Origin of the sequence: Amycolatopsis sp. EV170708-02-1, from assembly GCF_022479115.1 — a bacterium.
Classification (GTDB): Bacteria; Actinomycetota; Actinomycetes; order Mycobacteriales; family Pseudonocardiaceae; genus Amycolatopsis.
Genome location: NZ_CP092497.1, coordinates 4,738,785 through 4,757,027, shown reverse-complemented (window position 1 = coordinate 4,757,027; position 18,243 = coordinate 4,738,785). Strand labels below are relative to the sequence as shown.

Annotated in this window: 13 protein-coding genes and 1 pseudogene; 8 read left to right on the top strand and 6 right to left on the bottom strand. The window is 67.1% G+C overall.

Annotated elements, in window-relative coordinates; genetic code table 11:
• Window positions 1-636: 636 nt before the first annotated feature.
• Complete coding sequence (locus tag MJQ72_RS21605; protein WP_240601155.1) at window positions 637-4,704, top strand: WD40 repeat domain-containing protein; 4,068 nt, start codon at window positions 637-639, stop codon at window positions 4,702-4,704.
• A gap of 35 nt (window positions 4,705-4,739) precedes the next feature.
• On the opposite strand, the pseudogene MJQ72_RS21600 reads toward MJQ72_RS21605, so the two are convergent.
• A pseudogene (locus tag MJQ72_RS21600) lies at window positions 4,740-6,230 on the bottom strand (carboxylesterase/lipase family protein).
• 97 nt (window positions 6,231-6,327) lie between these two features.
• Here MJQ72_RS21600 and MJQ72_RS21595 point away from each other — a divergent pair.
• On the top strand, window positions 6,328-6,927 hold the full coding sequence (locus tag MJQ72_RS21595) for a TetR/AcrR family transcriptional regulator (RefSeq protein WP_240601154.1): 600 nt from the start codon (window positions 6,328-6,330) through the stop codon (window positions 6,925-6,927).
• Here MJQ72_RS21595 and MJQ72_RS21590 read toward each other — a convergent pair.
• The 3 genes from MJQ72_RS21590 to MJQ72_RS21580 are packed head-to-tail and all read right to left on the bottom strand — an operon-like array spanning window position 6,914 to window position 8,799.
• Window positions 6,914-7,258 (bottom strand): hypothetical protein, encoded by a 345-nt coding sequence (locus MJQ72_RS21590; RefSeq protein WP_240601153.1) that lies wholly within the window; start codon window positions 7,256-7,258, stop codon window positions 6,914-6,916. The two genes, MJQ72_RS21595 and MJQ72_RS21590, sit on opposite strands and share 14 nt — an antisense overlap.
• A gap of 19 nt (window positions 7,259-7,277) precedes the next feature.
• Window positions 7,278-8,018: an RNA polymerase sigma factor ShbA gene (gene shbA, locus MJQ72_RS21585; protein WP_240601152.1), complete on the bottom strand. Its 741-nt coding sequence runs from the start codon at window positions 8,016-8,018 to the stop codon at window positions 7,278-7,280.
• On the bottom strand, window positions 8,011-8,799 hold the full coding sequence (locus tag MJQ72_RS21580; protein WP_240601151.1) for an RNA polymerase sigma factor: 789 nt from the start codon (window positions 8,797-8,799) through the stop codon (window positions 8,011-8,013). Before MJQ72_RS21580 ends, shbA begins: the two co-directional genes overlap by 8 nt.
• Before the next feature lie 242 nt (window positions 8,800-9,041).
• Between MJQ72_RS21580 and MJQ72_RS21575 the strand changes: the two genes are divergently transcribed.
• The 6 genes from MJQ72_RS21575 (at window position 9,042) to MJQ72_RS21550 (ending at window position 17,095) form a co-directional block, all read left to right on the top strand.
• Window positions 9,042-9,233, top strand: coding sequence for a hypothetical protein (locus MJQ72_RS21575; protein WP_240601150.1), 192 nt, complete (start codon window positions 9,042-9,044; stop codon window positions 9,231-9,233).
• A gap of 183 nt (window positions 9,234-9,416) precedes the next feature.
• On the top strand, window positions 9,417-13,025 hold the full coding sequence (locus MJQ72_RS21570; protein WP_240601149.1) for a CHAT domain-containing protein: 3,609 nt from the start codon (window positions 9,417-9,419) through the stop codon (window positions 13,023-13,025).
• 51 nt (window positions 13,026-13,076) lie between these two features.
• Window positions 13,077-13,595, top strand: a complete 519-nt coding sequence (locus tag MJQ72_RS21565; RefSeq protein WP_240601148.1) for a hypothetical protein — start codon at window positions 13,077-13,079, stop codon at window positions 13,593-13,595.
• The gene (locus MJQ72_RS21560) at window positions 13,592-14,899 is read left to right on the top strand and encodes a hypothetical protein (protein WP_240601147.1); all 1,308 of its coding nucleotides are present in this window, start codon (window positions 13,592-13,594) and stop codon (window positions 14,897-14,899) included. The genes MJQ72_RS21565 and MJQ72_RS21560 overlap by 4 nt, the downstream gene beginning before the upstream one ends.
• An 833-nt stretch (window positions 14,900-15,732) precedes the next feature.
• The gene (locus tag MJQ72_RS21555) at window positions 15,733-16,824 is read left to right on the top strand and encodes a DUF5937 family protein (RefSeq protein ID WP_240601146.1); all 1,092 of its coding nucleotides are present in this window, start codon (window positions 15,733-15,735) and stop codon (window positions 16,822-16,824) included.
• A gap of 16 nt (window positions 16,825-16,840) precedes the next feature.
• Window positions 16,841-17,095, top strand: coding sequence for a hypothetical protein (locus tag MJQ72_RS21550; RefSeq protein WP_240601145.1), 255 nt, complete (start codon window positions 16,841-16,843; stop codon window positions 17,093-17,095).
• A 243-nt stretch (window positions 17,096-17,338) separates the two neighbouring features.
• Here the strand turns inward: MJQ72_RS21550 and MJQ72_RS21545 are convergent, their stop codons facing one another.
• Window positions 17,339-17,617, bottom strand: a complete 279-nt coding sequence (locus MJQ72_RS21545; RefSeq protein WP_240601144.1) for a hypothetical protein — start codon at window positions 17,615-17,617, stop codon at window positions 17,339-17,341.
• Window positions 17,618-17,909: 292 nt separating this feature from the next.
• Entirely contained in the window at window positions 17,910-18,233 is a 324-nt protein-coding gene (locus tag MJQ72_RS21540) for a hypothetical protein (RefSeq protein ID WP_240601143.1), read from the bottom strand.
• Between the last annotated feature and the right edge of the window lie 10 nt (window positions 18,234-18,243).

Here is an 18,243-nt window from a genome sequence, read left to right as displayed (position 1 = left end):
TCCCCGCTGCTCCGGAAGAACTCCCGTCGGACAGCGTCGAACGACCCGCGACGGTCCCGCAACGCCCTTATGGGCGGCCTGACGGGCGCAGTCCATGGCCCGCGGCGGCGCACGACGACCACCTTCTCGGCGAACTCGCGACAGGTGAATACGCGACCTCACCCGTCAAGTCCGCGACCCCGGATCTGCGGTGGGGAACCCTGCGCCTCCAGGCTTCCTGAACCGTGCCGGAATCGGTCTCAGTCGTCGAGTCTCGCGCCGATCTGTAGCCCCTGCGCATGGTGGGTGTCCGCCCCGCCGGATGCGGACGAGGCCTGGCGAGAGCACGTCGAACGGTGAAACCGCCGAGGTCGCCCTTGTGCGCCCGACGGCCGAAGGAGCCGCAGTCCTCGGCCGGAAAGCCGGCTGGCAACAACCACCATCCGCTGGAAACCGTGCCGCGCCCATAAGACCGGCACGATCCAGGAGAGGGCCCGTTTCTCTCCGCCCCGCTGAACGTCACTCGGTTCACGCGAACGAGTGAAAGCTCGTCAGGCTCTCCGCGGCTGCGGGGAGTATGGCGGCATCTTTCGCTGAGTGACGTGATCTGGGAGAGTTTTCGTGTCGCCTGATGCGCTGCATCGCACTGTTCTGGTTGTGGACGTGGAGCAATTCAGCGGCCGGAAGAACCTGGAACAGAGGAATGTGCGCAGCGCCGTCTATAAGGCCTTGGCTCATGCGCTCGGCTCGCACTGGAGCGTCTGCTATCGCGAAGACCGGGGCGACGGTGTGTTTCTTCTCGCGCCGGCGGATGTTCCGAAGCAATTGTTCGTCGAGCAGGTGCCCGGTCGCCTGGTGAAAGCGTTGCGCAAGCACAACCGCGCGCACGGGGCCGGCGAGCGGATCCGGCTGAGGATGGCGGTGCACGCTGGGGAAGTTCTGCTCGACGAGCACGGCGCGACCGGCGTCGCGATCAACCACACGTTCCGGTTGCTCGACGCGTCGCCGTTGAAGGAGGCCCTCGCCGGGTCGGCCGGCGTGCTCGCGGTGATCACCTCCGACTGGTTGTTCCGTGAAGTGGTCTGGCACAGCGCTGCTGACGAGACCCGCTATCGGCCCCAACGCATCCGGGTCAAGGAAACGGAGACGGTGGGGTGGATCTGCCTGCCGGACGACCCGTACCCGCCCGACGTCAGCCAGGCGGAGTGGCCGGAGGATGTCTGCCCCTATCCGGGCCTGCGTGCGTTTCAACCTGACCAAGCGCGGTGGTTCTTCGGCCGCGAGGCGGCCTTGTCGGTGTTGATGGACAAGATCGATCACCGCAGCGGGCCGGTCTTCGTCGTCGCACCGTCCGGTGCCGGCAAGTCGTCGCTGCTTCGGGCAGGCGTGATTACCGCGGTGGCCGACAGCGGGCGCCCATGGCTGTTGCTCACCCCGGCAAAGGAGCCCTGCGAGACGCTGGCACAGCAGGTCGCGCGGCTCGTCGACGACAGCGTGGATGACGTGCTCGCAGCAGTCAGATCTGATCCTGCCCGGCTGGCGAACATGGTGCCTGACGGGACCGTCATCGTGATGGATCAGTTCGAAGAGGTGTTCACCCTGTGCGCCGGCGAGGCCGGGCGGCGGCGTTTCATCGACGCGCTGATCGCGATGCGTGCGGTGCTCGGGGTGCGGGGCGACTTCTACGACCACTGCCTCGCTGACGATCAGCTCGCGACGTTCCTGCCGGCGAGCCAGTTCAATCTCCAGGCGATGGCTCCGGCCGAGTTGCGAGCGGCCATCGAGCGGCCGGCGCGGCAGATCGGCGTCGACGTCGAACCGGGTCTGGTCGAGGTCCTCCTGCACGAGATCGGGACGGACGCGGGTGGGCTCCCGCTGCTGGCCCACGCGTTGGCCGTCACCTGGCAGCGGCGCACGGGCGACAAGCTGACCTTGGCGGATTATGACCGGACAGGGCGGATCCAAGGCGCGATCGTGGCTACCGCGGACGAGGCCTACGCCCGTTGCTCCACGGCCGAGCAGCGCGTGATCTTCCAGCACCTCCTCATGCATTTGGTCGTGGTCAGGCACGACGCGCCGCCTGCCAGGCGGCGCGCGGATCCGGCCGACCTCGTCAAGGGTTTCGACGCACCGCGGACCGCCGAGACGGTTCTCGGCTGGCTGATCGAAAAACGTCTGGTCACGCTGGACGACAACGCCGTCGAGCTTTCCCACGAAGTGTTGCTGCGGGCGTGGCCGCAGCTCGGCACCTGGATCGAGACGGGCCGCAACGATCAGGTCGTCCGGCAGCAGTTGATCGAGGCCGCCGAACAGTGGGAGAGAGAAGGGAAACCGGTCGGATCGCTGTATCGCGGCGATCGGCTGGCCATCGCGAGGGGGTGGCAGTCCAGGAGTGAGCACCGCGCCGCCCTCACGCCGCTGGGAGCGGCCTTCCTCGGCGCGTCGATCCGGCACGAAACCCGACGGGTCAGGGTGCGCCGAACCGCGGTCGCCATGCTGGCCGTTCTCGGCCTCGTCGCGTCCAGCGCCGCTGTCTATGCCTTCCAGCAACGCGACATCGCCCAAGAACAACGTGACGCCGCGATCTTCAACAAGGTCACCGCCGAGGCGAACCGGATACGGACCCTCGACGTGTCGCTGGCGGCCCAGCTCGATCTCGTCGCCCACCGCATGCGCCCGGACGATCCGGACACGAGCAGCCATTTGATCGTCGACGCGAACGCGCCGCTGTCCGCCACGTTGCCCTCGGGCGCCAAGGACGTCAGCGTGGTGGCGCTCAGTCCCGACGGGCGAACGCTGGCCACCGGCAGCGGCAGCGGTGACAGACTCGTGCGGTTGTGGAACGTCGCTGATCGGGCCCATCCGGTGCTACTGAACGAAACCATCAGTCACGGCGAAGCGACCCGCGCGCTGGCGTTCAGCCCGGACGGACGCACTCTGGGCACTGGCGGTGCTGACAACACAGTGCGGCTGTGGAACGTCACCGACCCGGCCCGTCCGGTGGCGCTCGGCCTGCCGATTACGAGGCACACCAAGACGATCCGGTCGTTGGCGTTCAGTCCTGACGGGCGGACGCTGGCCAGCGCGGGCGACGATCGGACCGTACGGCTGTGGAACGTCACCGACCCCGCTCAGCCCACGGAACTCGGCCCGCCGATGGCCAGGCACACCGGCGCCGTCTACTCCGTGGCGTTCGGTCCTGATGGCCGGACGCTGGCTACCAGCGGCGATGACCGGACAGTGCGACTGTGGGACATCGCCGCGCCGGACCGAGCCGAACTCTTCGGATCACCGTTGACCGGACACACCGGTGCCGTCCATTCGGTGGCGTTCAGTCCCGATGGCCGGACGCTGGCCAGTGCGAGCAACGACCGGACAGTGCGGCTGTGGAACGTCGCCGACCCGGCCCGTCCGGTGGAGCTGGGCCGGCCGATCACCGGGCATGCCAGCGCGATCCGGTCGATGGCGTTCGGGCCCGACGGGCGGACGCTGGCCACCGGCGGCGATGACTACACCGTGCGGCTGTGGGGCGTCACCGATCCCGCCCGCCCCACGCCCATCGGCGCGCCGATCACCGGGCATGCCGACGGCGTCCGGTCGATGGCGTTCAGCTCGGACGGTCGCACCGTGGCCACCGCCAGTGGCGACCGGGCGGTAAGGCTGTGGAACATCCCCAGCACTGTCCTAAATGGACATACGGGTGAAGTGAAGGCGCTGACGTTCAGCCCGGCCGGGCGCATCCTGGCCACCGGCGGCGGCGACCGGACCGTCCGGTTGTGGACACTGGCCGATCGGCGGCAGCTGGGCCCGCCGCTCACCGGCCACGAAGACGAGATCAACGCCTTGGCGTTCAGCCCGGATGGCCGCGTGCTGGCCACGGGCGGCGGCGATCAGACGGTGCGGTTGTGGGACGTCGCCGATCCCGCCCGCCCCACGCCCATCGGCGCGCCGATCGCCGCACATGCCGACGGCGTCCGGTCTATGGCGTTCAGCCCGGACGGCCGCATCCTGGTCACCGGAGGCGATGTGAAGGACGAGAACACCGCGCGGTTGTGGGACGTCGCCGACCCGGCTGAACCCGTGCTGCGGGCCCGGATCGTGATCGGACCGGACGCCAACGCCCTGGCGGTGGCGTTCAGCCCGAACGGGAGAACGCTGGCGATGGGCACCGAATACAGCGACGCCGCGGTGTGGTTGTGGAACCTTTCCGATCCGGCCAAGCCCACGTTGCTGGCCGGACCCCTCAAAGGGCACCAGGACGATATCCGCCGGGTCGCGTTCAGCCCGGATGGTCGGACCTTGGCCAGCGGCAGCGACGACGGGCAGGTGCGGCTGTGGGACGTCACCGATCCTGCTCACGCCACACCGCTCGGCGATCCCCTCGCCGGGCACACCAACCCCGTCTCGGGGCTGGCGTTCAGCCCGGATGGACGCACGGTGGCCAGCGGCAGCCACGACAACACCGTCCGGCTCTGGCGGACAGCCGACCGGACGCAGTCGGGTCAGCCGCTCACCGGACACCAGGCCGACGTCGACACGGTGGCGTTCAGCCCCGATGGCGCCACCCTCGCCACCGGCAGCCATGACCACACCGTGCGGCTGTGGGACATGACCGTGCCCCAGGCCATGCACAGCATCTGCGCCATCACGGGAAACACACTCACTCGCGAGATGTGGGACCAGTTCGTGTCGGCTGAGCTGCCGTACAGCCCGCCGTGTTCGTGAGACATCAGTGCAGTCGTACGAGCCGGCCCGGACGATTACGGGAGATCGAAGGGGACGGGGGAGTGGCCTTCCCAGATCTGGCGGGATGCCCGTTCGGGGTAAGGCAGAGTCTTCGACTCGGTGTCCAGGACGCGGGTGAGGTGCCCGCCGGGCCGGTGGGCGGACCAGCCCGCGTCGCCGGTGGTGACGAAGCGGACCCACGTCTCCTGGAGTTCGCGGGAGAGCGCTAATGCCTCGGGAGTGGGGTCCTCGCCGAGAAGTTGGGTGCCGACGGGGCTGTCCAGTGTGCCGAACGCCAGGGGCACGTCGAGGCTGTGGCAGGCGCCCAGGATTCCGCCGAGAACAGGGGCGGCCCAGCACAGTTCGAAGAGGTACGAGGTGCCGCCCGCCGCGGCGTTCGCCTCGGCCAGTTTCTGTGACGGCATGCGGAAGAGGGCGTCGGAGTACACCGTCTCCACCAGCTCCTCCGGGCCCGCCTGCGGGAACGCGGCACGGTAGGCCTGCGGGCCGTCCGGCTGCGGGGCGAGCAGTTCCAGGGCCGCGTGGGCGTCCTCCTCGGTGAAGGTGCCGTACCGGCCGCTCATGACGCTGAAGTAGCGGAATTCGTCCCGTGTGTGGCCGACGAGCAGTTCGGTCCCGCTCGCGCGTGCGCCGGTCAGCGCGGGCCAGGGCGGTTCCGGGAGGACCTCGCCGTCGACGACGGGGCACAGCGCGGTGCCGGTCTCCGTGAGGCGTCCCCAGCTCTCCCGGTGCGAGTGGAGGCCGGCGTTGAAGGAGGTGAGCTCGGCGGCCAGGCGCCATGGGTCGATGTCGCGCAGGGCCTCGGCGGTGGGCGCCGCCGCGCCGAGCCGGTCCGCGAACTCGGCGGTGACCTGCCGTGCCAGTGCGGGAGCGCTGTGCAGCCCCGGCACCGAATGGGCGATGGCCCGCCGGAACAGATCGCGCGCGGACTTCATCGTCAGCAGGGCACCGACCGAGCCCGCCCCGGCCGACACCCCGCCCACAGTGACGCGGCCGGGGTCGCCTCCGAAGGCGGCGATGTTGCGCTGCACCCACTCCAGCGCCGCGATCTGGTCGAGGAATCCGCGGTTGGGCGGCACGTCGTCGAGGAACGCGAATCCCTCCGCGCCCACGCGGCAGTTGATGGTCACCACGACGACTCCCGCCCCGGCCAGCGCCGCCGGGTCGTACATCGGATCGCTCGACGCCGCCGAGAGGTAGCCGCCCACGGGGATTCACACCAGCACCGGCAGACCCGCCGCCCCGGGATCCGGAGTGCCGACGTTGAGCGTCAGCCAGTCGTCGCCCTGCGGGGGCACGGCGATCGGCAGGGACAGCGGCACGACCGGACCGAACTCGACCGCCTGCCTCGTCCCGTCCCAGCGGTGCGGCGGCGCGGGCGCGGCGAAGCGGAGCGCTCCGACCGGCGGCTGGGCATAGGGGATGCCGCGGAACACCGCGTGTCCCTGCCGCCAGAGCCCCTGCACCACGCCTTCCGTAGTCCGTACCTTCGGCTGTTCGGACATGACGATTCCCTCCCTCGAGTGCACTCCAGGGTTATAGGTCAGGTGTATTATGTCAACTGTATTGGAACAATCCCGGGGATGAGCGAGGTGGCCGGCGATGCCGAAGCAGGTGGATCACCGTGGACGCCGCGAAGCGATCGCCCGAGCACTGTGGCGGGTGGTGGAGCGGCGCGGCGTCACTCAGCTGACGATGCGCGTGGTGGCGCAGGAGGCGGGCATGTCACTCGGGCAGCTGCAGCACTACTTCGCTTCCCGGACGGCCATGCTCTCCTTCGCCATGGATTTCGCGTCCGAGCAGACCGCGGCGCGCGTAGACCAGGGGCTCGAAAAGCTCGGTGACCGTCCGCATCCCCGTGACGTGCTGCGCCTGACGCTCGCGGAAATGCTGCCCCTGCATGCGGACGCCCGCGCGACCAGCCGGATGAGCGCCGCCTACGTCCTGGAGGCGTTGCACGACGAGGCCGTGCACGAGCAGGCCCGCCGCGGCCTCAGCCAAGGGCGGGCTCTCGTCGAGCAGTTGGTCCGCCAGGCGATCGCCGACGGGTACATCGACTCCGGCCTCGACCCGGCGACCGAGGCGAACCTGCTCCTCGCCCTCACCGGCTTCACCTCGCTGATCGAACTCGGCGTGATCGAGCCCCAGGACGCGCTCGCCGCGATCGACGTGCATCTGGATCGGTTGTTCAGGAGTACGTGACCTGCCTGATCGCCTGCACGCAGGACGGCGAGACCGGCGTGCGACGGGTTCGTCCGGTCGCGGTCCTGCGGCCGGACTGGTCGGAGATGTTGTCCAGTCCTTTCAGGACGATCATCTGCTGCCGCAGTGGCCGTTGGCTGGAGTGGCTTTCGGTAACGTCGATCTTCTCGTTGTTTTCCGCGGTGCCCGCGGCGGTCGAACTTTCGTACCGGTATCGGCGACCGGCCTGGGACGGCGCTTGGCGCGCCGAGGACGGTATCTCCGGGTCGCACGACCCGTCGAGCGTGGCGCTGTCCTGCGGCTGGCACGGGCGGGCGGTGGGACGCATCACGCTCGGGCTCGCTGTCGTTTCACCAGGCGTCTGCGCGATAGATGTCGCGGAGCCGGGTGAGTGCGCGGTGTTGCGTGACCCGAACCATGCCGGGGGAGATGCCGAGCGCGTCGGCGGTTTCGGCGGCGGACAGGCCGACGATGACGCGCAGCACAAGAATGTCCCGTTGTCGCGAGGGCAGGATGTCGAGCAGTTTGCCAAGTTCGGCGGCGCGTTCGCGGGAGAGGACACGTTGTTCCGGCACGTTGTCCTCATCGCCGTAGTCGGGGACCTGGTCCACCGGTTCTGCCCGGTGACGGGCGTCGTTCCGCCAGGCGTCGGCGACTTTGTGCGAGGCGATGGCGTAGACGTAGGGCAGGAACGACCCGCGCGTGTGCTGGTAGCGGGGCAGGTTGGAGATGACCGCGAGAAGCACTTCCTGGACGACGTCTTCGGCGGTGATCGTGGTCGACCTCAGCCGTGCGTTGCAGTAGCGAGTGATCGCCGGGGTGATCGCCCGGATCACCTCTGCCGTGGCGCCGGACGCCCCGGCCGCTGCGGCTGGGAGCACGGCGTCCAGCCTGTCGGAGAGGGTGCTCGGGCGTGGGCGCGCATCTGTGGGGTCGGGGGCGGCTTCGGCGCGGGCGACGACTTTGTCGGCTGTTTCGGCGGACACGCGGTCGCGGAGCCGGCGGGCGCCGGTGGTGCCCAGCGAGGACTGCTCGATGAGGGCGTTCACCTTCTGATCGGTGGCGAGTACGACGTGGGCGAGTTCAGACATCGTCGGGTCCGCCCTTCTGGTGCATCCGTCGTTTGTGGCGTTGCCAGATCCCTCGGACGCTCTCGTCGGTTTCGTCGAAGAATCCGCAGTCGCCGAGCGCCTCGGCGATCTCGGCGTGGGTGTAGCCGTCGGCTTTGAGCTGGACGACGATGCGGGTTCGTTCGTCGGGTAGCAGCGCCATCGCTCGTCTGATTTGGTCTTCTTGCAGTGTCTTGGTGGCGGGATCGGCCAGGCGTGGCGTGGTGGTGGCGACGACGCGTTCCGCGAGACTGCGTTCGGCGGCTGCCGCACGCTGGTTGATCCATTGTGTGTAGAAGTTGGGGAACTCGTAGGTGCAGGTCCCGACGAAGTAGGTGGTCAAGCTCGCACCTCCGGAGTAGGTCCAGCCGCCGCCGCGTAGCGCCTTCTGTTTGAACGTGGTGATGGCCTTGGTGACCACTACGGTCGCCAGATCCGCTCGTTCCTCGTCGGTCCAGTTCAGTGGCGAGGGCGGTAGCGAGAACTTCTTCCCTTTGCCGCCGAAGCGGCGGGCGCATTCGACGAAGATCCGGCCGGTGCGCATCCAGACCACCAGTACGGCGATCCCGTAGCGGGCGAGCTCGTTGGCGAAACGGTCCCAGCCGACCCCGGAGAAGTCCTCCTGGGCGAGCGCGTTACGCAGGTCCAGGTCGTGTTTGCGGCGGGTCTCCGATTCCGCGGCCCGACGTTCGGCCTCGTCCCGTGCCGCGGCCAGCAGGCCCTCGTCGTCCTCGGACGTCGACGGCGGTGGCGAGGCAGGCACATTCGTTTTAGTCGCGATTTTCGCTGTCGCGTTGCACCCGAGTTTCGCATTCTCAGGGTGAACGGACATGGGCCGTACCTTCCCGGGCGCGGAGTGAACAACGACTCTCGCTTCTCTATGGGCCGTTCGCGGTGAGCGCACGCCACCGGCGGAACTTTTTCGGACGATGTTCGCCGTGCGCCGGCTTCGCGGCGGTCATAGAGAAGTCCACCGACTACACCGCCGGCGGGAAGGACAGGGAGATGATCGAGGTGACCACGGCCGCGATCGCCGTCGCGGCCACGAGTGGGTGTGGTCTCCTCGGCCTGCTGGCCACCTTGGTCTTCCTCTGGAAGATCTACAAGCGCGGTGGCCGCCAGGATCTCGCGGCGGCCGCTCGTGCCTTGCGTGATGCACGGCGGTGGCTGCCGGCGGGACTTCGGCGGCGACGTTGATTTCACCTGATCGTGCACTGCTGCGGTCGTGCACGCAGCCGGAGCACAGAACGACGGTGAACACGCCAGGTTTGCCTATCGCCAGAGACATTAGGTTCGACTCTTTTCGCAATCCCGATGCGGCTCGGGCCCCAGGCACCGGCATCCCGCAGCCGCACTTGGCGTCCGGATACGCTGCATTGCGTGGTGGAAGACCAACGAGAATCGCTTCGTGCCGCACAAGATCGGCAAACCGCCGAGCAGTTGCTGACGAAGACGGGCAATAATTCGTCCGACATCGTCAGCGCGCTCAGCCTTGCCGAGGGCGCGGTTGCCGTACATCGCCGCATCGGCCCGCCCGAGGAGTGTGCTGCGAGCTGGTATGTCCTGGGGTTGGCGTGGTTCGCCCAGGATGGCGAGCGCGGGGAAAACCTGGAGCGGGCACTGGACGCGATGATGTTCTCGCTCGACCTGCGTGGCCAGGTGGGGCCGCGGGATGAGTGGGCTCGTGTCCTGGCGAATGTGGGGGCCCTCTACTGGCACCGGGCCGCGGGCGAACAGGGCCAACGATCGCTGGGCGTCCGCGCCGACGATATCGAGCGGGCGATTGGTGCCTGGCGGGCAGCGGCAGCCGCTTTCGATGTCCACGCATCGAGTCACCAGGCCGAGCAGTGGGTGACCGCTACGGAGAACCTCGCCACCGGCTATCTCCGCCGACAGGTCGGCGAGCGGGCGCAGAACGTCGCCGACGCCGTTGCCGCGATCAAGGGAGTCGCCGAGTTTCATCGCGATCGACGGCAGCACTCCGAGTGGGCGCGCACGCAGAACTGGCTGGCCAACACACTGATCGAGCATGGCAGTGGCGATCATGTAGAGCGGGCTATCGAGATCTTCACCGGGATCCTGCACGACACAGCCGGTCAGACAGAAGACGACGTGGCCTCGACCGAGGTGAACCTCGCTCTTGCGTACATGCGCCAGCCTCGGGGAGATCGCCAACAGCACATCGCGCGAGCCATGTCGTATTGCCGATCCGCGCTCGCCAGGAATTCGCCCGGCGATTCCAGGGCGGTGGCACAGGCGAATGGCACATTGGGGGCCGCGTTGGTGGCCCTTGAGCCTCGATGGGATTCCGCCAATGTCGAGGCCGCGATCGAGCATCTTCGCACAGCCGCGGCGATGTTCCATCGAATCGGCCCGAGCAAGGAACACGCCATCACCCAATTCAATCTGGGGCAGGCGCTCTGGCATCGCGCGGTCGGCGATCCGGATGACAACCTGGAACAGGCGCTCGAAGCCTGGCTCGACGCCGGCAGGTCGGCCACCCACGCCCAAGTAAATGACCATGAGCCCGCGGAATTTGGGAGCGAGATCGAGGCCGCTGTCGGTATCGCCTATTTGCAGCGAAGCAAGGGCGATCGAGGCGACAACATCGAGCATGCCATCGCCGCGTTCTGGCGCGCCACTCTCCCCTTTCCCGAGGACAGCCAGGACCCCAGATTGGCGGTCGCGCGCCACAATCTGGGCAGTGCCTACCTCGAGCGCTCGACAGGTGACAGGGCAGCGAACCTCACTCGGGCGCGAGAAGCGCTGGAAGCGGCCAGGCGGGTGCGGACACGGCAGCGTTCACCACTCGACTGGGCGTTGACGGAGACAACTCTGGGTGTCGCGTACGCCAAGCTGGCGGAGATCGGCCGGGGTGACGTCTTGGCCGACCGGGCCGTTGAGGCACATTCAGGGGCGTTGGAAGTGTTGGATCCAACGCTGCAGGCGACGGAGTGGCTGCGAGCCCAGGCGAACCTGGCGGCTGCCTATCTGGCGCGTAGCCATCCTGGACGGCTTGACGATGTGGACAGGGCGATCGCGGCTTTCGAAACCGTGTTTACGACGGTGCCTGCCCTCGGCGGTACATCGGCCGAGTGGTTCACAGCCTGCCATGGCCTTGGTTTTGCGTACCTTCAGCGTGACCAAGGGCGTCACGGCGAGGACAGCCGACGAGCCATCAAGGTGTGGCAGACCGGCCTGGACCGGCACGCCCAAACGTCCCTTCCTCGCCTACGCCGCGCGACAGCCCGCGCGCTGGGTGACCTCCTCTGCGAGTTCGGGAGGTGGACGGAAGCCGCGGACAGCTATGGCGTCGCAGTGGATGCCATGAACGAACTCTATCGGGCATCGTTCCTGGCCAACTCGCAGAGAGACGAGTTGGAGTCGGGTGGGGACACGTTCATCCTGGCGGCGTATGCGATGGTCCGCAGCGATCCTGGCCGTGCTTCCGAAGCGTTGGCGATGTTGGAACAGGGGCGTGCGCGCAGTCTTGCGGAACAGCTGTCCCGGGACGGTACCGAGCAGGCCGCGGCCAGGGGCGGCGATCCGGAACTGCACAAGTCGTACGCCGAGACACTCGCCGGCCTGCGTGAGGTCGAAGCCGTGTTGCAGAACGGCACGGCGATTCCGTGGCTCGTCTCGAAGTTTGAGGGCATGCCACCGGATCTGGTGGACGATGACCGCGGCAGGCGGGTCGCGGAACGTCTGCTGGCGTCGATGGTGTCCGAGGCGAAGGAGCGGCTTGACACCCTGGCCCGACAGATCGGGAACGCGGTCGCGGATCCTGGAGAGCCTTTCGCCGCCCCGAGCCTCGCCGACCTTACCGCGGCCGCCGTTCCGGGCGTACCGGTGGCTTTTCTCGCTTGCACCCCGTTTGGGAGCATCGTTCTCGTGCTCTACGTCGAGATGGGTACCGCCGCAGTGGATGCGGTGCCGGTCGATGACCTTGACGAAGCCGGCCTGCACCGTGCGCTGGGGCTCAGCCGTGGTGACCACGTCGGCCCACCGGGCTATCTGCTTGGACAGTTGGGCGTGGAATCCCCGATGAAGCCCTATGTTCAGTCGTTGCTGGCCGGGCTGGGCTCACGGTTGATCCGGCCGCTGGCGGAGTGGCTCGCCCATCACGGCGCCACCGGCGTGGTCCTGATTCCTACCGGCCACCTCGGCTTGCTGCCGTTGCACGCCGTATCGGTCATCGACGATCCCGGCGGCCGCTGTCTGCTGGATGATTTCGACGTCGCATACGCGCCTTCGGTCGGCGCGCTGAGGTCAGCACGGAAGGCGGCACACGAACGCGAGCAGGTTCCTCGGCGCCTGGCAGGGGTCGCCGATCCCACCATGGACAACCACCTGAGATGGGCCCGCGCCGAACTCGCCGAGGTGGCCAGGCATTTCGATGAGCATGAAGTCCATTCTGGTGCGGCGGCCACGAAATCGGCCTTGACAGGGGCTGCCAAGGGGGCGTCCTACGTGCACCTCGCCTGTCACGGCAGGTACGACCTGTCGGCACCGCTCTCGTCCGGGTTGGCCCTCGCCGACGGCATGCTCACGATCGGCGACGTCGTGCGCGACCGCCCCTTCGCGAGCGCTCGACTGGTGACCGCATCGGCATGCCAGACCGCCGTCACCGAGTTCATGCGGCTTCCAGACGAGGTGTTCGGACTTCCTGCGGGGTTCCTCGCAGCCGGGACCCCGGCGGTGATCGGTACCCTCTGGCCGACCGACGACCTCGCCGCGGCCCTTGTCATGGCTCGGTTCTACCGACTTCACCTGCAAGAAGCGTTACCGCCGGCCAAGGCGCTGCGAGGGGCCCAACTGTGGCTGCGCGCGCTGACCGGCGAACAACTGGTCACAGAGATCAAGTCGCTATCGCCGACACTGACCGCGTTCGGTGTGTCAGATGTGCTTGAAGTCGCCACCGACGAACCGACCACCCGGTTCTATGACCACCCGGTGTACTGGGCGCCTTTCGTCATCATCGGCGCGTGAACCTGTCACCACCGGTGACGGCGCGTACACGAGATATGGAAGTATGAACTCATGAGTGGGGATTCGGGATCCACCCAGCTGGTCATCGCGTTCGACTCGACAGTGCCCGCGGCGGAGCGACAGGACTTGGTCCTCGCGCTCGCCGGGCATGACGTCTCCGCCCGTCGCGGCCTGGATCTGGGATTCCGCAGTCCCGGTCCGGACCAGGTCGTCGTGGTGACGGTGGCTGTCTTGACGATGCTGTCGACAGGGTTCGTACAGCGCTTCGGGGAGCAAGCCGCCGATCAGGTCGGCCGCGTGTTCACTACCGCTCGTGACTGGCTTCGGCGCCGCCGGTCCGTCGCTGCGGCTCCCGCACAAGTCGAGATCGTCGACCAGGCTTTGGGCATCGAATTTCGAGTGTCCGCCGATGACCCGGACGCCGCAGGTCGATTGTTGTCCGAGGCGGTCCGTGCGGCGAGCCAGCTCCAACAGAACCGGCCACTGCGCTGGATCGACGACCGCTGGGCACCGGATAACGCGCACACGTCCCAGGCCGAGACCCGACCGCGTCCGACCGTAGAGAAATGACGGCCGCTTCCGATCCCTTCGGCGCCGAAAGCCCCCGATTCGCCGGAGCTGCCGCACCGCCGGTCGCCGATTTCGCGGCCGACCGCCTCGCTCGGGCCATGACCAACGGCGATCCGGCCGCGATCGCAGCCGGCGTCGATATGCTGGTACGGGCGCTATCCACCCTGCCGGCTGATCATGAACTACGCGGAAAGTACATGACGTATGTCGCCACCGCGTATCGCACTCGGTTCGAGCTCACCGATAGCACGGCGGATTTGGCGACGGGCATCGAATGGGGCGAGCGAGCGGTGGCCGCCACCCCGACCGGGCAACCCGGTCAGCGGTTGGCGTTATATGTTCTCAGCGAGGACTATCTGCGACGTTTCAATCGCACGAACACCATCGACGATCTGCAAGCCTGCATCGATGCCGGAGAGCAGGCACTGACGGGGACCGACCGTTCCGCCGAAGGCACGATCCGATCGACGCGAGGCGCGGTCCTCGCGGTGCTGGGCAATGCCTACTGGCTACGTTTCAGACACACCAGCACCCCAGCCGATCTCGCGACATGCATCGCCTACGGCGAAGAAGCACTCGACATACGCGATCCTGCAGAACCAGGTCTTTACTCTCTGCTCATCGGCGTCGCCACTGCGCTCCTGACGCGGTTTCAACACGACCATGACCCCGCGACACTGCGAAAGTGCGTCGTCCGGTTCGATGAGGCCCTGACGCTCCACCTACCCGGCGCTCCCAACCGATGCGACGTGCTTTGGGCAGCCGCCACCTCGCATCTCCAGCTGTTCGGGTACAGCCGAGGACTCGCCGACCTCCGACAATGCGCGACACGGACGAAAGAGGCACTCGAAGTGATGCCCCCTGGACGTTTCGACGACCGGGAGCTCGGTGTGCACGTGGCCGACCTCGCCACCGCCTTCCTTGGTATCGAGTCACCGGATGCCATCCAACGGGCGGTCGAATTCGGGCGACTGGCCGTCGATCGCGTGCCCGAAGGTGACCCGTACCAACTCGTGGCGCTGTCGAATCTCAGCGTCGCCCACCGATACCGATTCGAGCAACTCGGCGACTCGGACGACATTCGAAACGCCATCGAGTTCGGCGAACAAGCGGTGCGACGAACCTCGACAGACGGTTCGCGACAACTGGTGGCTCGTGCACGCGCGATGCAGAACCTGAGCCTGTGCTACCGGAGACGATTCGAGCACGCCCATCACACAGCCGATCTACGCGCCGCAGAGAGGTACTCGAAGTCAGCCGCTGCACCTTTCGCCCCCGAGGCCGAGTCCGGTCCTCCCTGGTAAGAGGCACTACAACCTTCCTAGGGATGCTGTGCCGGAGCGGTGACTGCCGCACTTGCTTGTCCTGTGGCTGCCCGGATTCAAGTCGCTAGCCAGGGGGTCAGTGAGGCCATGGTCGTGGCCCGGAGTGCGTTGGGAGCCGCGGGCCTCAGCCACTCGGAGGAGGAACATCCGTCGCCGGATAACGGATATCCCGCTTCGGCACGGTCCTCCGCGGTCCGGCGGGGCTGCTCCGGACGATCACGCGTCGAGACCGATCGCTGGGCCATGCCTATCTTGAACGGACCGTGGTGCCGGGCCGAGGGCTCGGCACCACGGTCTCAGCTCAGCACTTCTTCGTGGAGCCGCCGTTGCTGAGGTACTTGTCGGAGAACCAGCCTTCGCGCTGGGTGCCCGCGACACGTCCCCAGGTCCAGGTACTCACGCCGCCGACTGAATCACCGGAAGCCCAGCAGTGGTAGTAGATCAGCGCGTTACTGCCGGCTTGTCCCAGTGCAGCGCAGTTGGTGTGCGGCCCAGTCCGATAGCGCAGTACGGTCGTCGTCCGGCCCGAGCCGCTGTCCTTGTTCGAATGTGGGTGACTGCAGCTCATGGTCCGAACCGGGTCGTTTTGCGTTGCTGCGGGTGCGGCCGTGGCTGTCCCGCCGACGCTGACCAGCGTCGTCGCGACCACGGCAGGCAGCGTGAGCAAGGCGCGGTGTAGCGATTTCCTCATCATTCTCTCTCAATCGGTCGTTCCGATGTGAAGGTATGTATCGCCGTGAATGCACTATGGAAATCATTCGATGGCCTCGGCTGAGGCGTAACCCCTCGTGGAACTTGATCCAGTGGATCGCATGACCAGTTTCTGGCAGTCTCGACTGTGCTGCCATGTGTTCAACCACAACCAAAACGTGCAGCCGAGTCTGGGGGATGACATGCTGAAGGTGCGCTTCACCGCACAAGACCTGTTGAATGTCACTGTGGCGGACGTTCCCGCTCCGTTGATGGAACTGGTCCTTGCGCTGATGACGCTGCAGCGCGACGACAATTGCCACGTTTTCGGTGGCTGGCGAAGACGGACGATACGTAATCTGCCAATGCGGGCCGAGCCACTACTGCAATTGCTGTCTCCTGCCGGTATCGGGCCTCTGTTCCTCGACCCGCCGAGTGCCGGGCTGGACGATGGCTTGTCTCAGGTGCTCGCTACCGACCGAGTGCTCGTCGAGGCAGAGTTGCGACGGATCTGCGCGATCGACCGGCCGCAGACCGCCTGGATTCGGCAACTCGCCGTACAGGATCGCCACGCTTGGCAGATCCTCGAACACGCCATCACGGAAGCGCACAGGCACGTCTTGGCCGCGGAGTGGTCACGGCTCCAGGGCGCCTTCCACGCCGAATCCGCTTGGCGCACGCATTTCCTTGCCCGGCATGGGCTCGAGCGCACCCTCGCCAGTCTGTCGGCCGGGTTGCGGTGGCGCGACATGTGCCTGGAGATCGGCTCGCCCGACGTTGACGGGGAAGTGACGTTGCGCGGTGAAGGTGTGGTGCTCCTGCCATCACTGCTGTGGGCCGGCCGGGTTCTCGTGGCGCCTCAGCCTGCAGGACCGGCGTTGATCATCTACCCGGCTCTCACTCCGCTTCCCCTGCACGATGCCGAAACCGTCGGCGATCCTCTTGCGGCACTGCTGGGCAGCACACGAGCGGATACCTTGCGTGTTCTGACCAAGCCGCACACCACGACCGAACTCGCACGCGCCCTGCATGTCTCTGTGCCTGCGGCCTCGGTGCAGGCGAGAACCCTCCGCGACGCCCGGCTGATCACCACTCATCGCGACGGCAAAGCCGTCCTGCATTGGTGCACACCACTCGGCGTCAGTCTGATCGCGGCTCCGACAACCGGGCCCGTGAACGACCAGGGAGGAGCCAGTACCGCCCCGTGCGCTTGATCGCTGGAGTTCGACCGTGGCCGTGCCGGAGATCTCGGATCCGGTCGTGTCGTGGGACGCACGCACCGGCGAGCACGTTCAGGTTCGTCGGGCCGAGGTGGTCGCCGTGCTGCCCTACGTGGGGTGGCGGCTCGGCTTACCGGAGTGTCGAACAAGCGTCCGTAATCAGCGCCGGAAGGAGCGTCGCGGCCGCGACGACCAGGACGACGACGAACGGCCAGACGGTGTCGGCGATCGGAGTCAATCCGCTGTACTAGACGGCAAAACGTGAGCTGATCCACGGCACGAGCAGTACCAGGCCAGAGAATCCGAGTGCGATCCCCGCTCCGATGGCGGTGAGCACCCGTCCGGAGCCTCAGGCGGCCACCGTGGCACCAGGCAGACGGCTCCGAACACGACGGGACCGCGTTCGAGTTCATGTTTGCTGTCGGGCGCGAACGGTTTCGCGGTCCGGGCTCATCTCCATGGGCAGGGCCTGGATGGGTTAAGCCGGAGCACGCCGCTGTAGGGATTGCTACCAGGGATTCGTCATGGACGGTCGGGGTGGGTATCGACCGGGGAGACGGATCGGCGCCGATCCATCGGTCTCGTGTGGCAGGACGCCGTACGTCTTCAGCAGATTCAAATGCTTGTCCCTCTTGCCGGCCAGCTCACCTTTCCGGTAGCCGATGAGCGCCATCAACACGGCGTTGACGACCACCACGATAAGAAGCCCCGATCCCGACAGGTAGCCGTCCGCGTCCGCAAACCATGCCGCGGCGACGGCCATGGGCACCGAGAACGAGGCCATCATCAGACGGTCCCAGAACTCGTGCTTCCGCCGGAAGAGGAGCACCGAGGGGGTGAAACGCCGACAGCGACATCCACGAAGCCGCGCTTCTGCGACCCAGCGCCAGAGTCCGGTACGAACGCGGCGCAGCGAATTACGGAGTGCCTGCGGCCCACGAGCAGCAGATCTGGACACTGTCCGGAATCCGGTCGTAAGCGCCGTGGGCAGTCGGCCCTTTCGCGTCGGCTTCTGTCCGAGAAGGTGGGTCGGGATGAATTCGCCGGTGGAGGCTCATCGAGGAGTCGTGGGCTTCGGATCACGTGCCCGGAATCCGCGGTGTCCCCGTTACGCAGCTGCCCACGAAGTAGTCACCATGCAGTGAGATCCAGTCGGCTGTGGCACTGTACGGCTCGTCCCAAGGCGCGCCACCGGTGAAGCGTTTGTAGTTGTTCAAGCACTCCTCGGGCGTGGGGACCTTGTGCTCGGCGAGCAGCGCGACGTGCGCCTCGGCTCCTTGCACGCCTGCCCTGCGCAGCTCTTGCACCTTCTGGTCCTCGCTCATCATCGAGCACGACGAGACCAGTACCACCATCGCACCGGCTGTCACCGCGGCCACCGTGCGCCCCCACTGCGTTGTCATGCGTACAAGT

Bases quoted from the DNA above. Each gene is read 5' to 3' on its own strand.
- MJQ72_RS21595 (WP_240601154.1), top strand. From the start codon at position 6,328: ATGCCGAAGCAGGTGGATCACCGTGGACGCCGCGAAGCGATCGCCCGA.
- shbA (WP_240601152.1), bottom strand. From the start codon at position 8,018: ATGTCTGAACTCGCCCACGTCGTACTCGCCACCGATCAGAAGGTGAAC.
- MJQ72_RS21575 (WP_240601150.1), top strand. From the start codon at position 9,042: ATGATCGAGGTGACCACGGCCGCGATCGCCGTCGCGGCCACGAGTGGG.
- MJQ72_RS21565 (WP_240601148.1), top strand. From the start codon at position 13,077: ATGAGTGGGGATTCGGGATCCACCCAGCTGGTCATCGCGTTCGACTCG.
- MJQ72_RS21560 (WP_240601147.1), top strand. From the start codon at position 13,592: ATGACGGCCGCTTCCGATCCCTTCGGCGCCGAAAGCCCCCGATTCGCC.
- MJQ72_RS21555 (WP_240601146.1), top strand. From the start codon at position 15,733: ATGACCAGTTTCTGGCAGTCTCGACTGTGCTGCCATGTGTTCAACCAC.
- MJQ72_RS21545 (WP_240601144.1), bottom strand. From the start codon at position 17,617: ATGATGGCCTCGTTCTCGGTGCCCATGGCCGTCGCCGCGGCATGGTTT.
- MJQ72_RS21540 (WP_240601143.1), bottom strand. From the start codon at position 18,233: ATGACAACGCAGTGGGGGCGCACGGTGGCCGCGGTGACAGCCGGTGCG.